Here is a 13336-nt window from a genome sequence, read left to right as displayed (position 1 = left end):
TAGCCCCCTTCCTTATCCTCCTATATAAGACATTTCAATTTTCGGACGATTCTTTGCACTTTCTTCTGTCCGTTCATCTGAATACCTATCTTTTCTATTCATCCATACATCTTGTATAACACTTACTAACTCATCATCCGAAAGATTTCCTCTAAGAAGTTCCCTTACATCCAATCCTTCTGTGGCAAATAAGCAAGTATAAAACTTTCCATCTGCCGAAATTCTCGCTCTCGTACAAGAGGAACAAAATGACTCAGAAACAGAAGTAATAAAACCGACTTCGACATTTGTTCCAACGTAACGATATCGCTTCGCAACTTCACCGAAATAATGCGCTTCAGCTGGCTCAAGCGGATACACGCTATGAATCATTTCGATTAATTCTCGCTTTGTAACGACTTGATCAAAGTTCCATCCATTTGTACTACCAACATCCATAAACTCAATAAACCTAAGCGCGATTCCTTGCTCTTTAAAATACGCAGCCATCGGAAGTACTTGATGGTCGTTCATCCCTTTTTTCACAACCATATTTACCTTTACATCAAGCCCGGCCTCTTTTGCAGCCATAATTCCCTTTATAACAGGTTTCGTATTGATATTCCGGCCATTAATGTCCTTAAATACATCGTCATCTATTGCATCCAAACTAACATTTACTCTATGTAATCCAGCTTCCTTTAATGCTTTTGCTTGCTTTGTTAAATGAATCGCATTTGTCGTTAATCCTATATCTACTAACCCATCAATTTTCACGAGACGTGCAATAAGTTTTGTTAAATCTTTACGAAGTAGTGGCTCGCCACCAGTAAGTCTAATTTTTCGTACACCGATACTAACAAATAATTTTGCCAAACGCTCAATTTCATCAAACGTCAGTAAAAACTCATCTTTTAAAAAAGCATAATCTGGCCCAAACACTTCCGCTGGCATACAATATGTACATCTAAAATTGCAACGATCAATGACAGATATGCGCAAATCTTGAAGTGGGCGTCCAAAAAAATCTTTAACCATCTCCTGCATCGCCACCCTCCTTTTCTGCCAAATTTCTCTCTTTTCATTCTATTATAATATATTTTCGAACTGCGATGTTTTTGCTCAAGTGAATAAAGTAAAACTTTCCTAACCAATTAGATTACCTACAAATAACGATATAAAAACCTTGAAGCATAAAAGCCCCAAGGTTTTCTTCCTATTAACTTAATCTAATAATAGTTAAAGTAGCTCCTGGCGTTGTCGTAGATAATGTAGCTATTGCAACTAATCCAAATAACTGCAGACTAATAGCAGCTCCCGCAGGCAAATTAGCAATTATCGGTGCGCTAAATGAACCAGTAGCCACTGTCGGAGCATTTATCGTTCCCGCAAGCGGACTACCATTTACAGTTATACGAGAACTTACAAGTAATCCTGCCGTTAAATTAATTGTATAAGCTATATAATAGTTTCCTGCATTCGCAACTGTAAATACAGTATTTCCACCACTAACGGTTATTCCTGGGCCAATATTTTGATTGTTTGGTAATGGTACGTTCGTACCACCTAATAAAACGGAAATAGCGGTTCCTGATGTATTATTCGCAAATGCATACGTTGCAGTTGTACTAACTCCAGTCACACCCGTTGCGCCAGTGGCCCCGGTTGCACCAGCTCCTGTTGGGCCTGTTGGACCTTGGATTCCTTGCGAACCGGTTGGACCCGTGGCTCCGGTTTGGCCTTGTGAACCTGTTACTCCCGTAGGACCTTGGATTCCTTGTGGGCCTTGAATTCCTTGTGGGCCTGTCGCTCCGGTTGCTCCAGTGGATCCCGTCGGGCCTTGTGGACCTTGAATTCCTTGGGGACCTTGTGCTCCGGTTGCTCCAGTGTCCCCTGTTGGGCCTTGTGGACCTTGTAATCCTTGCACACCTTGCGGACCGGTTGGACCTATGTCGCCTTGAACACCTTGAATTCCTGTTGGGCCTTGTGGACCGGTCGGGCCCTGCGCTCCCTGTATCCCTTGAATTCCCTGTGGACCTTGTGCTCCAGTGGCTCCGGTTGCTCCTTGTATCCCTTGGGGACCTTGTTCCCCTTGAATTCCTTGTGGACCTGTTGGACCTTGAATTCCTTGTGGACCTTGGATTCCCTGTGGACCTTGATCTCCTGTCGCTCCAGTTACTCCTTGTATCCCTTGGGGACCTTGAACTCCTTGCGGGCCTGTTGGACCTTGGATTCCTTGCACCCCTTGAATTCCTTGTGGACCTTGTAACCCAGTCACTCCTGTTGCTCCCGTTTGCCCCGTCGCTCCTGTCACTCCAGTTGAGCCTGTCGCCCCGGTATCTCCAGTTGCTCCTGTCACACCGGTTGCTCCTGTCGGTCCAGGTGGTCCACCAGATGGACCTGTCACTCCAGTCGGACCTGATGGCCCCGTTGGACCACTCGGTCCTGCTGGTCCTCCAGAAGGACCAGTTACCCCTGTTGGACCGGTTACTCCAGTTGGGCCTGTAGTTCCTTCCCCTGTCGCTCCAGTTACACCCGTATCTCCTGTTACTCCAGTTGGACCTTGAATTCCCTGTATTCCTTGTGGACCTTGCACTCCTTGAGCACCCGTTGCTCCTTGAATTCCTTGTACTCCTTGAACTCCTTGTGGACCCATCGGACCTGTTGGGCCAATCGCTCCTTGTGCACCTTGAACACCTTGCGGGCCCTCTGGACCTGTCGCTCCTATGTTCCCTTGAACGCCTTGAATTCCAGTTGCTCCTTGTGCTCCTGTTGCTCCCGTTACACCTTGAATCCCTTGTATTCCCTGTATTCCTTGTGGACCTTCTGGACCCGTTGCTCCTACTTGCCCTTGAATTCCCTGAATTCCTTGTGGGCCCTCTGGACCTGTTGCTCCAGCTGGTCCTGGCACTCCTTGTATTCCTTGCGGACCCTGAAGTCCTTCTGGCCCTTCTGGACCTGTTGGGCCTATCTCACCCATCGGACCTTGTATCCCTTGAACTCCTTGTGGTCCCGTTGCTCCTGATGGACCCGGTACTCCTTGTATACCTTGTGGACCTTGATCTCCGGTTGCTCCTGTTACACCTTGAGGCCCTATAGCTCCCTGTATTCCTTGTGGACCTTGATCTCCGGTTGCTCCCGTTATCCCTTGAATCCCCTGAACTCCCTGTATTCCTTGTTCACCAGTTACGCCCGTCGGACCAGGAATACCTTGTATTCCTTGCGGACCTTCTGGACCTGTTGGCCCAATTGGCCCTTGAATCCCTTGTATTCCTTGCAAGCCCTGTGCTCCTGTGCTTCCAGTCGGACCAGTAGTTCCCGTTGCTCCTGTTACCCCTGTACTTCCTGTTGCCCCTGTATTTCCTGTTGCTCCAGTCGCCCCTGTACTTCCACTCGGTCCACCCCCTGGACCTGTTGCTCCAGTCGGACCAGTTGGACCTGGAGGTCCTCCTGATGGTCCAGTTATCCCTGTTGGGCCTGTTATTCCAGTCGGGCCTGTAATCCCTTGACCAGTTACTCCTGTTGCTCCCGTATTTCCACTCGGTCCTTGTGGACCTTGTATCCCTTGCGCTCCTTGTATTCCTTGTGGACCAGTTGCTCCCGGTACTCCTTGTATACCTTGAATTCCTTGCGTTCCTTCTGGCCCAGTAGCTCCAATCGGACCCTGTAATCCTTGTATTCCCTGTATTCCTTGTACTCCAGTCGCTCCAGTTGGACCAATCGGACCTTGTAACCCTTGCACTCCTTGAGATCCTGTCGCTCCTGTTTCTCCTTGTGGTCCCCTTACTCCTTGTGGCCCTTGCTGTCCTTCTGGCCCTGTTGCCCCCATTTGTCCAACTGGTCCTTGAATTCCTTGCACACCTTGAGGTCCTGTCGGGCCCATCTCCCCCATCGGACCTTGAATTCCTCTTGGTCCTTGTGGGCCAGTCGGACCTTGTGGACCGGTTGGACCAGTAATCCCAATGCCAGTAAATCCCGTTGGAACGGGAGGAAAGGTAGGTCCAATAAGATTTGGCGAGATTCTGAAATTAGAGTTTAATGAATTTTGTTTATCGCGCTCTTTCATACTTTCACCACCTACACACCATCTTTTTTACATGAAACAAACCTCTTCTTAATATGTATTTACAAAAATAATCTCCAAGACTATTTTTATTTTAAATAATAAAAACTCCCTTAATTCCTTAAGGGAGTCCAGCAATTGAATCCATATTATCTGTATTAGGGACAGCTTGTGCTATACTCGATGCATTTACACTTTGCCCCATATTTGTTCCTGTTACAGTACCAGCAGGAGTACCTCTTGTATATGTTGTCGTCACCGAATCTCCCGGCTGCAAACAAAGCTTGGTCTCCGTCCCTATTACTGTAACAACGTCGATCCAAGTACACCCCATTGAACCACTGTACGATTTCGTAGCAGTAAAGGACGTATCACTTAAATTATCACCGGTAAATATATTCCCAGTGTTATTCACAATAACAAATTCTTTTATATGAGCAGGCATAATTACACTCTACCTTTCCTCTATGAACCTAATGTACGTGTACTCGTTGCTAATGGCGGAAGAAACACTGATGTTCGAATCACCGCTTCTGGCTGTCTTTTCCCATTTAAAAAAATAGCCGCACTCGACCCTCCAGCACCTGCATATATTTTTGCTACAGCTAAAGGTGAGATATCATAACAGTCACCAACATTAACAGCTCCTGTATTATTAATAATTTTTACTTTCCGCAAGTTAATCCCCATTTACCTATCCCCCTTTTGTACACTGTATGCAAAAGAAAAAAACTTGAAACAGACTCGTTTCAAGTTTTTTTAACTACTTATTTCGTTTCACCTTCATATTGAAGCATACCGCCAACCATGTTCATTGTTTTAAATCCTTGCTCATTTAAATAATGACATACATTTTCACTGCGCATTCCCGAACGACAAATAAAGATATATTCATTCTCTTTATCAAAGAAATCCACTTTATTTGGGATATCACCCATTTTAATATGTACAGCTTCTGGAATTTTCCCTGCTGCTACTTCTTCATCTTCCCTTACGTCTACTAAAAATAATGTTTCTCCATTTTCTAAACGCTCTTGTACTTCTTCTGTAGTAATTGTTTTAACTTCTGTCATATGTCGTTCCTCCTTATATACAATAAAACCTTTAGTCTCTTCCTTCAACAAGCATGTCTAATCAATTTTAGCATGCGAAAGAAAGAACGCAAAGAATGGAAAATTTATTTCTCAATTTTCCCGCAAAATTTATTCTTTACAAACATAACTCGTGCATTGTATCCTCAATATACTTGTTTTATGAAAGGAGCCAATGAAAATGACACTTTTTCTTTTCATTACGGGCATCATTTTCTTAATCGCTGCAATTATTGCCCTTAGTATGAAAAATAATAAAAAGATAAAATCGCCACAAGAAATATCATTCTTATTTCTATTACTTAGTATAGCGTTCTTCGGTATAGCAATTGCCACATATATTTTCCGTCTACAAATCATGTAAAAAAAGGTGCCTACTACATACATTGCACCTTTTTCACACCGTTTATTTTCTACACAAAACTAGATACTTTCCGATTTAAAAATTCATAAACTTTCCTTTCAAATAAATGAATATCAAATGCTCCCGCCATATGCCCATTTATACTTTCTATCTCATACACTTCCGCATATTTCCCTTGTTTTTGCAAAATGTCTACCATTTTATAATTATAGCGAGATGGCTGAAGTAAATCTTGTTGACATGGAATCATAAGGACATTTGCTTCTATGTTAGAAAGAGCCTCTTCTAAAGACGAAAATCCATGCGCAATATCATGTAATAAAACTGCTTTCGCCGTGTACATCCACGAATTTGCATCTACTAACTCTATACTTCTATATGCCACCTTATTTATTTCTTTCTCAAATGATGTTAATGCAGAAAATTTTTCATAAGGTTCTATCTCTATACTATTACGAGGAAATGTTGTTTCATAAAAGTGCTCGTCAAATGCGTTCATAAACATCATTCTATTTGCTAAATGAAGCCCCTTCGTTGGCTGCTCTTCTCCATATTTTCCGCCCTTCCAACTTGGATCCAATTGAATAGCCTCAATCGCATTTTGCGCTACATTTACCGACGTAATAATTGGATTTTGCGGGTTCGTAATAACACCAATCATCCTCTCTACCATATGAGGATAATGAACAGCCCATTGCTGCGCAATCATCCCGCCAGCCGACGGTCCCATTACAGCATGTAGCCTTACGATTCCCATATCTTTTATTAACTCATATTGCATACGAGCTACATCAAGAAATGTAAAAACCGGAAAATCCATCGCATATTCATCTCCAGTTTTCGGATTAATTGATTTCGGTCCCGTTGTAATCACATAAGGGTTCTTCACCTGCACATTACAAAGGTTATCAGTGCATATAACATAGTATTTATTTGTATCAACTGCTTTTCCCGGTCCAATTAAACCATCCCACCACCCAGACTCCCCATCATGCGCTGTGTATTTTCCTGCCGCGTGACTAGTTGCACTGAAATAATGACAAACCAAAATCGCATTTGACCTTTCTCTATTTAAAGTGCCATACGTCTCATATCCCATTTGAACAGGAATTACCCTACCATTTTCAAATGTAAACTCCTTTAAATCAAACTTCTCTTTTTTTACAAATTGCACAGACTCGCCCTCTTCCCGTCATAGTATGTACTGCTTACTAAAGGATTTTTTCTATGCAAACCAATCTCCTCCTTCTTTTCATAAATAAATGAATAATATACAAAATTAGCCACAAAATAGCACTATATTACACAATTAAAGAGGTCATACAGATGATTTGGAATTGGCTACGTAAGAAAAAAAAATCAAATGCAACAGAGAAAAGCGAAACAGATAATTCGGAGCAACAGCCTGATAGTCAAGAGAATGATAACCAAAAACCGGCTAGAGGTATGAAACATAATAAAGGTAACAATGGTGAGCAAAAAAAGGAGGAACACAAGGAGTCTTCTCAGGATCAGCAACAAAATTCTAAACAAGGTGACTCAGACCAGGATCAGCAACAACATCCTAAGCAAAATAATTCAGATCAACATCAACAACAAAATGCTAAACAAAACGACTCAGATCAGAATCAACAGCAAAATGCTAAACAAAACGACTCGGATCAACATCAACAACAATACTCTAAACAAAACGACTCAGATCAGAATCAACAGCAAAATGCTAAACAAAACGACTCGGATCAACATCAACAACAATACTCTAAACAAAACGACTCAGATCAGAATCAACAGCAAAGTGCTCAACAAGACGACTCAGATGAGAATCAACAGCAACACTCTAAACAAGACGACTCGGATCAACATCAACAGCAACACTCTAAACAAAACGACTCAGATCAGAATCAACAGCAAAATGCTAAACAAAACGACTCGGATCAGAATCAACAGCAACACTCTAAACAAAACGACTCAGATCAGGATCAACAGCAACACTCTAAACAAAATGACTCCGATCAGGATCAACAGCAACAACAAAATGCTCAACAAGACGATTCGGATCAGAATCAGCAACAAAGTGCTCAACAAGACGAATCTTCTCAAAATAAGCAGCAAAATGCTGAGCAAAATAACTCATCCCAGGATAAACAGCAACATTCTAAGCAAAACAACTCTACTCAAGATCAACAGCAAAGCTCTGGAAGTAATAGTATTTATGATTTTTCAAAACCAGAAAAAGACCGCATTCATTCTCTACAAGATTTAATAGCGAAGCTTAAAAATTCTAGTGATTTTGTTAATTATCACACATCTGACGATGAAACGATGCCTTATTGGATTTCTTACTATCGTCCTTCGCTTGATGGAGAGAAATTACAAAAGTATCTAATGCCTACTCTTTTAGAACGACCTAAAGCTTCACTAGAAGAATTGAAAGAACATATTCCAATGAGCGGTATTACAATTACGAACGATTTACAAAAAATTGAGGACATGGTTTTAAAGGGGCATGCGATTGTTCAAGTAAATCAGCAAGATCAAAAGTGTATGCTTGCAAACATTGCAATTGATACTTACCGGGCACCAAGCCCTCCATTAAATGAATCAACAGTTATCGGTCCACAAGAAGGCTTTGTAGAAGCTATTGATACGAATATTAATTTAGTACGAAAACGTCTTCCTGTTTTAGATTTACAAACAAAAGAAATGATTGTCGGTGAGTTTTCCAAAACAAAAGTTGTCATGATGTATTTAGACAACCTCGCTGAAAAAGATAATGTAGATTTTCTCGAGGAATCATTACGTGCTCTTGAGTATGATCAAATTAATGATAGTGCTTATATACAAGAATTAATGGGTGAAAAGTCGATTTTCCCTCTCTATATCAATACAGAACGTACTGATAGAGTTACAAAAGCACTAATTGATGGAAAAATCGCTATTTTTGTGGATGGTTCTCCAAGTGTTCTACTAACACCTGTATCCTATTTTGATTTTTTCATTTCACCAGAAGACTATAACGTCTCTTGGCTATACGCTACATTTTCACGCATTTTACGTCTTATCGCTGTTCTATTTTCAATCTGTGCTACACCGTTATACGTTGCAGTTTTAAATTATCATTATGAGCTCATTCCAAGTGATTTACTTGAAACTTTGATTTTATCAAGGGCACAAGTACCATTCCCACCTTTAATTGAGGCACTCTTTTTAGAACTTGCAATCGACTTACTGAGAGAAGCTGGCGCGAGGTTGCCGATGAAAGTTGGTCAAACGCTCGGTATTGTAGGCGGTATCGTAATCGGGCAGGCATCTGTACAAGCTGGTTTAACGAGTAACATTTTATTAATTATCGTTGCATTATCAGCACTCGCTTCCTTTATTACACCTATTTATAAAATGGGTAATGCCGTTCGATTACTACGTTTTCCATTTCTAGCATTCGCAGAAATAGGAGGACTCTTCGGCATCTCTCTTGGATTTATCTTTTTATTTACCCATCTATTTAGACTTACTTCCTTACGTAAACCATACGCTTTGTTTTATCCAACGAGACAACAATCTGTTAAAGATTCTTGGATTCGTTTTCCCTTAACAATGATTGATACAAGGGATGTACAAGCAAGGCCACAACATGTAAAAAAAGCAGCGAAAGGAATTTCAACAAAACATCGATCGGATTTTGATGAATAAGGAATGAGGTGCATTGATGAGTAAAGTTCAAGAGAAATATCAAATATCTCCTATCTTTGTTTTCTTCTTAATTCACAGTGCACAGTTTGGTGCCGGGGTTCTCGGTTTCGCTCGGATTATTGCAAAATCTGCTGGATACGACGGCTGGATAGGAGTTCTCCTCACAGGAATCATCATTCATATTCTCATCTGGATGATGTATTATTCATTGAAAAATGTAGAGGGAAACTTAATTGATTTACACAAACAACTTTTTGGAAAATGGATCGGAAATGGTATTAATATCATTTTTATGGCTTATTTTTTTATTGTAAGCATTTCTGTTGTTAGAACATATGTCGAAATTATTCAAGTATGGATGTTTCCTAGTGCATCCACCTGGATGCTCACATTCTTTATGTGTTTAATAAGTTATTACATTATTTCATCAGGATTCCGCGTCATTGCAGGAATTTGTGTTATTTCCGTTGGTGGAACACTAGGTTATCTCTTTCTAAGTCTTTTCATTTTGAAATTCTCACATTGGGATAACTTACTTCCAATATTTTCACATTCTTTTACAGATATTTTGAAAGCAGCTCAACTATCTATTTATAGCATGACAGGATTTGAAATTTTCCTTATGATTTATCCATTTGTTAAAGAACCAGAGAAATCCCATAAATTTGCGCAATATGGGGCATTATTTTCCAATATTCTATATTTGTTTAGTACCATTCTCGCTTTTACATTCTTTAGCGAAAAACAATTACTCAAAACTATTTGGTCTCAGCTGTCCATGACACAAGTTATTAAGCTTCCTTTTATAGAGCGACTTGAGTATATTGCTATTTCCGGTTATGCTCTCGTTATTATTACCAGCTTTATCCTACCTTTATGGGCTGCAACTAGAGGAACGCATGAAATCTTTCGTGTGAAGCAACGAGGTATTTTAATCGCATTTATGCTTATCACTTTAGTTGTTTCACAACTTTTAACGAACAGGCATGATATTAATGATTTTATTAGCAATATATCTAAAGTTAGTTTTTGGCTTATATATGTATACATCCCAATTCTATTTATTATTGTGTGGGTGAAAAGAAAATGGAAAAAACCAAAAGAAAATTAATACTTCTTGTTTGCATCAGTATCTTCAGTCTAGCTGGTTGCTTACAAAAAAATATTATTGATGATGTTCAACTCATTCAAGGAACTGTCTTCGATACAGCAAAAGATAATAAAGTAAAGGTTACATTCGTTTGCCCCATACAAAAAAAGGGAAATAAAGTTCAAGTTTATGAAGGCACAGGAAACGCAGTAAAACAAGTAAAGGCAGATACATCTTTAGAATCTTCGCAACCGTTCGCAAGCGGTCAAATGCGTGTTGCCTTATTCACAACAAAAATTGCTAAAAAAGGATTATCCAACTCCTTTGACACATTAATTCGTGATGTGAATATTGGTAACTCGCTGTATGTTGGACTATTAGAAGGCAATGGTACTGAACTATTTAAAGGAAAATATAGTACATCTTACAATGTTGCGATTTATATAAAAAAAATGTTAGAACATAATATGGACACTGGCCCTTTGCCAACTGACAATTTGTATTTAGGCGCCTTCAGGTACTACCGTGAAGGACAAGATTCCTATATGCCTATCCTAAAAAAACATGGAGATAAAATAAAGATTATTGGTATCGGTCTCTTGAAAAAGGATAAGTTAGTCGGAACAATTAAGTACCACGATATGTTTGTTTTCAAAGGACTGCTAGAAAAGCACCGCTTGGACTCACATGAATTTAAAACCAATCCTGGCTATGCAATGATTAATAACATTCGTTCCGTTCCTACCTACGAGGTAAACATAAAAAATGGGAAACCTTCTTTCTATATTCATGTAAAGGTGGAAGCTCGTATTCAGGAGCTCTCTAGAAAATTTAATTTAGAAAACAAAAAAAATACAACAAAAATAGCTAAGTCGGTCGAAAAACAATTAGATGCGAAAGCTACAAAACTAATTAAACAGTTTAAATCTCTAAATGTTGATCCCCTTGGACTTGGAGCAAAATATAGACAACATTATCGCCCATTTAAATTAGAAGAGTGGCGAAAAATGTACAAAGATGTGCCAATTAAAGTAAAGTACACCGTTGACATTACAAATTCTGGTGTAATTGAATGAGAAATGATTGAACTCCTCTCTCCAGCATGATACAACGGAGAGAGGAGTTTTTTATTACCAAAGAGAGAGAAGATATTTACGGGGGAGCTTATGTCTAAAAAATTAGTAAAGCCTATTTTAAATGGTATTTTATTTCTCGGCGTCTTTTTATTTGCTCATACATACTTAAAAAATGTTTCCTTCACACGTTATTTACTTGTCGTTATACCAATGTTGCTCGTTGGTATGTTTGGCATCGACCTTATTTTATCCGTTTTTATAAAAGAAGAAAAATAACGAGCAGGGCCGTCCCAAAAGTATTCCGGGATGGCTTTCTTTTATTAACAGGTTATGTCATATTTTATCCTTAAATCGATATAGTCTTTTACTATCGCTATCTTAACTAAAAGATGAAACTTTTAGACAGTCCCTTTTCATTTCATAATCACCTTATGTTACAATGGGATTCGGCACTAAGCGAGAAAGGATGAAACAACATGACAAACGAAAAAGGTTTAGATAAAGGATACGAACTTGTTGCAAAAATGCACGAAGTATTCGGACATCCCGTGACAAATACTCCAACAAAATTAACAGAAGAACGTGCAAAAATCCGTGCAAGTTTTATGCAAGAAGAGCTAGAAGAGTTTCTAGAAGCAACGACTGTTGAAGATCAATACGATGCACTGATTGACCTTATTTACTTTGCATTCGGCACGTTTGCCGAAATGGGCGTACGTCCAGATAAAGGATTCGAAATTGTAAATAATGCAAACATGGCAAAATTATTCCCTGATGGAAAACCTCGATTCCGCGAAGGCGACGGCAAAATCCTAAAACCAGAAGGCTGGCAAGCACCAGAACCACAACTTCGTGCTGAAATCGAACGTCAACGCCAAGAAGCTGAAAAAAACTGCTAGGATTTCCTAGCAGTTTTTTATTATGTCTTTTTTCCTTTGACTCGTTAATGACCCACGTGTCCAGCGTGCCCTGCTGCTCCACCAATACTAGCTGCTCCTGCTGCTGCCCCTGCTCCTCCTGCTCCAACTCCACCTGTCCAAGGAGAAGATTGTTGTTGATATTGTTGATACTGTTGATATTGTTGGTGCTGTTGACCTTGGTGACCGTGTTGGCCTTGATGACCTTGATGACCTTGGTGACCTTGATGACCGTGGTGCCCTTGGTGCCCTTGGTGCCCTTGGTGCCCTTGGTGCCCTTGGTGCCCTTGGTGCCCTTGGTGCCCTTGGTGGTGACCATGGTGGCCGTGCTGGCCTTGGTGGTGGTGGTGACCATGATGGCCTTGATGCGTTTGATAAAGAACAGCCTGCGGATGTATATGATGGTGTCCATGGTGATGTACTTGTTGCCCCTGATGTCCTTGATGGTGGTGATGACCATGGTGTCCATGCTGGCCTTGGTGATGATGATGACCATGATGGCCTTGGTGACCTTGGTGATGATGATGTACATGATGGCCTTGATGGCCTTGGTGGTGATGATGTACATGGTGGCCATGTTGTCCTTGGTGATGGTGATGTACATGGTGACCGTGAACACCTTGCGGATAACCACCTACTCCGCCTGCTACAACACCTACTCCCGGTACCGGAAATCCTGTCTGCACTCCTCCAACGAAAGAAGGAAATGTAGTTGGTACTCCTACTGGAATTCCTGTCTGTACGCCAGCTACTGATGTCGGAAATCCTCCTGTTACTGTAGGCATTCCAGCCCCTGATGTCGAAAATCCTCCCATTAATGTAGGCATTCCAGTTTGCATGCCAGCTACCGATGTTGGAGATCCTCCTGCTGCTCCACCCATCCAGCTCGGAATTTCACCGTATCCTTGTTGGTGACCTGCTCCGCCCATCCAGCTCGGAATTCCGCCATATCCTTGTTGACCTGCTCCTCCCATTAACATCATTTGTTCATAACTATCCGATCCACCTCCGAAAAAGCCGTGTGGTGCATTATTGTCCATCCCTTTCATTCCTTTCACCTCTTCTA

Annotated in this window: 13 protein-coding genes; 6 read left to right on the top strand and 7 right to left on the bottom strand. The window is 40.7% G+C overall.

Annotated elements, in window-relative coordinates; translation table 11 throughout:
• Positions 1-12: 12 nt before the first annotated feature.
• The 5 genes from moaA to QCI44_RS03750 all read right to left on the bottom strand — a co-directional run bounded on the left by moaA (position 13) and on the right by QCI44_RS03750 (position 5115).
• Entirely contained in the window at positions 13-1026 is a 1014-nt protein-coding gene (moaA, locus tag QCI44_RS03770; protein WP_016085882.1) for a GTP 3',8-cyclase MoaA, read from the bottom strand.
• A gap of 172 nt (positions 1027-1198) precedes the next feature.
• The gene (locus QCI44_RS03765; protein WP_353811006.1) at positions 1199-4045 is read right to left on the bottom strand and encodes a BclA-related collagen-like exosporium protein; all 2847 of its coding nucleotides are present in this window, start codon (positions 4043-4045) and stop codon (positions 1199-1201) included.
• A 118-nt stretch (positions 4046-4163) separates the two neighbouring features.
• A complete protein-coding gene (locus QCI44_RS03760; protein WP_001110863.1) occupies positions 4164-4487 on the bottom strand; it encodes a hypothetical protein in 324 nt (107 codons plus the stop codon).
• Between the two features lie 20 nt (positions 4488-4507).
• A complete protein-coding gene (locus tag QCI44_RS03755) occupies positions 4508-4732 on the bottom strand; it encodes a spore germination protein (RefSeq protein ID WP_000512461.1) in 225 nt (74 codons plus the stop codon).
• 77 nt (positions 4733-4809) lie between these two features.
• Positions 4810-5115 carry a rhodanese-like domain-containing protein gene (locus QCI44_RS03750; protein ID WP_000141210.1) on the bottom strand — a complete coding sequence of 102 codons (306 nt, stop codon included), beginning with the start codon at positions 5113-5115 and terminating at the stop codon, positions 4810-4812.
• 199 nt (positions 5116-5314) lie between these two features.
• Between QCI44_RS03750 and QCI44_RS03745 the strand changes: the two genes are divergently transcribed.
• A complete protein-coding gene (locus QCI44_RS03745) occupies positions 5315-5497 on the top strand; it encodes a hypothetical protein (protein WP_016085879.1) in 183 nt (60 codons plus the stop codon).
• A gap of 49 nt (positions 5498-5546) precedes the next feature.
• Here QCI44_RS03745 and QCI44_RS03740 read toward each other — a convergent pair whose 3' ends face one another.
• Entirely contained in the window at positions 5547-6671 is a 1125-nt protein-coding gene (locus QCI44_RS03740; RefSeq protein ID WP_016135492.1) for a homoserine O-acetyltransferase family protein, read from the bottom strand.
• Between the two features lie 152 nt (positions 6672-6823).
• Here QCI44_RS03740 and QCI44_RS03735 point away from each other — a divergent pair, with 152 nt between their 5' ends.
• The 5 genes from QCI44_RS03735 to QCI44_RS03715 all read left to right on the top strand — a co-directional run bounded on the left by QCI44_RS03735 (position 6824) and on the right by QCI44_RS03715 (position 12252).
• Positions 6824-9187 (top strand): spore germination protein, encoded by a 2364-nt coding sequence (locus QCI44_RS03735; RefSeq protein WP_353811005.1) that lies wholly within the window; start codon positions 6824-6826, stop codon positions 9185-9187.
• A gap of 16 nt (positions 9188-9203) precedes the next feature.
• Positions 9204-10298: a spore germination protein gene (locus tag QCI44_RS03730; protein WP_000049079.1), complete on the top strand. Its 1095-nt coding sequence runs from the start codon at positions 9204-9206 to the stop codon at positions 10296-10298.
• Positions 10274-11353, top strand: a complete 1080-nt coding sequence (locus QCI44_RS03725) for a Ger(x)C family spore germination protein (protein ID WP_016085875.1) — start codon at positions 10274-10276, stop codon at positions 11351-11353. Before QCI44_RS03730 ends, QCI44_RS03725 begins: the two co-directional genes overlap by 25 nt.
• 90 nt (positions 11354-11443) lie before the next feature.
• On the top strand, positions 11444-11629 hold the full coding sequence (locus QCI44_RS03720; RefSeq protein WP_016085874.1) for a hypothetical protein: 186 nt from the start codon (positions 11444-11446) through the stop codon (positions 11627-11629).
• Positions 11630-11829: 200 nt separating this feature from the next.
• Positions 11830-12252 carry a pyrophosphohydrolase domain-containing protein gene (locus QCI44_RS03715; protein ID WP_000180554.1) on the top strand — a complete coding sequence of 141 codons (423 nt, stop codon included), beginning with the start codon at positions 11830-11832 and terminating at the stop codon, positions 12250-12252.
• 44 nt (positions 12253-12296) lie between these two features.
• Here QCI44_RS03715 and QCI44_RS03710 read toward each other — a convergent pair whose 3' ends face one another.
• On the bottom strand, positions 12297-13319 hold the full coding sequence (locus QCI44_RS03710; protein ID WP_353811004.1) for a hypothetical protein: 1023 nt from the start codon (positions 13317-13319) through the stop codon (positions 12297-12299).
• Positions 13320-13336: the final 17 nt, after the last annotated feature.

This window comes from Bacillus cereus group sp. RP37, assembly GCF_040459695.1.
GTDB lineage: Bacteria > Bacillota > Bacilli > Bacillales > Bacillaceae_G > Bacillus_A.
The sequence above is the reverse complement of the archived record's forward strand: the minus strand, read 5'-3'. Positions and strand labels throughout refer to the sequence as shown.

Bases quoted from the DNA above. Each gene is read 5' to 3' on its own strand.
- QCI44_RS03720 (WP_016085874.1), top strand. From the start codon at position 11,444: ATGTCTAAAAAATTAGTAAAGCCTATTTTAAATGGTATTTTATTTCTC.
- QCI44_RS03765 (WP_353811006.1), bottom strand. From the start codon at position 4,045: ATGAAAGAGCGCGATAAACAAAATTCATTAAACTCTAATTTCAGAATC.
- QCI44_RS03760 (WP_001110863.1), bottom strand. From the start codon at position 4,487: ATGCCTGCTCATATAAAAGAATTTGTTATTGTGAATAACACTGGGAAT.
- QCI44_RS03725 (WP_016085875.1), top strand. From the start codon at position 10,274: ATGGAAAAAACCAAAAGAAAATTAATACTTCTTGTTTGCATCAGTATC.
- QCI44_RS03745 (WP_016085879.1), top strand. From the start codon at position 5,315: ATGACACTTTTTCTTTTCATTACGGGCATCATTTTCTTAATCGCTGCA.
- moaA (WP_016085882.1), bottom strand. From the start codon at position 1,026: ATGCAGGAGATGGTTAAAGATTTTTTTGGACGCCCACTTCAAGATTTG.
- QCI44_RS03715 (WP_000180554.1), top strand. From the start codon at position 11,830: ATGACAAACGAAAAAGGTTTAGATAAAGGATACGAACTTGTTGCAAAA.
- QCI44_RS03755 (WP_000512461.1), bottom strand. From the start codon at position 4,732: ATGGGGATTAACTTGCGGAAAGTAAAAATTATTAATAATACAGGAGCT.
- QCI44_RS03750 (WP_000141210.1), bottom strand. From the start codon at position 5,115: ATGACAGAAGTTAAAACAATTACTACAGAAGAAGTACAAGAGCGTTTA.
- QCI44_RS03710 (WP_353811004.1), bottom strand. From the start codon at position 13,319: ATGAAAGGGATGGACAATAATGCACCACACGGCTTTTTCGGAGGTGGA.
- QCI44_RS03735 (WP_353811005.1), top strand. From the start codon at position 6,824: ATGATTTGGAATTGGCTACGTAAGAAAAAAAAATCAAATGCAACAGAG.
- QCI44_RS03730 (WP_000049079.1), top strand. From the start codon at position 9,204: ATGAGTAAAGTTCAAGAGAAATATCAAATATCTCCTATCTTTGTTTTC.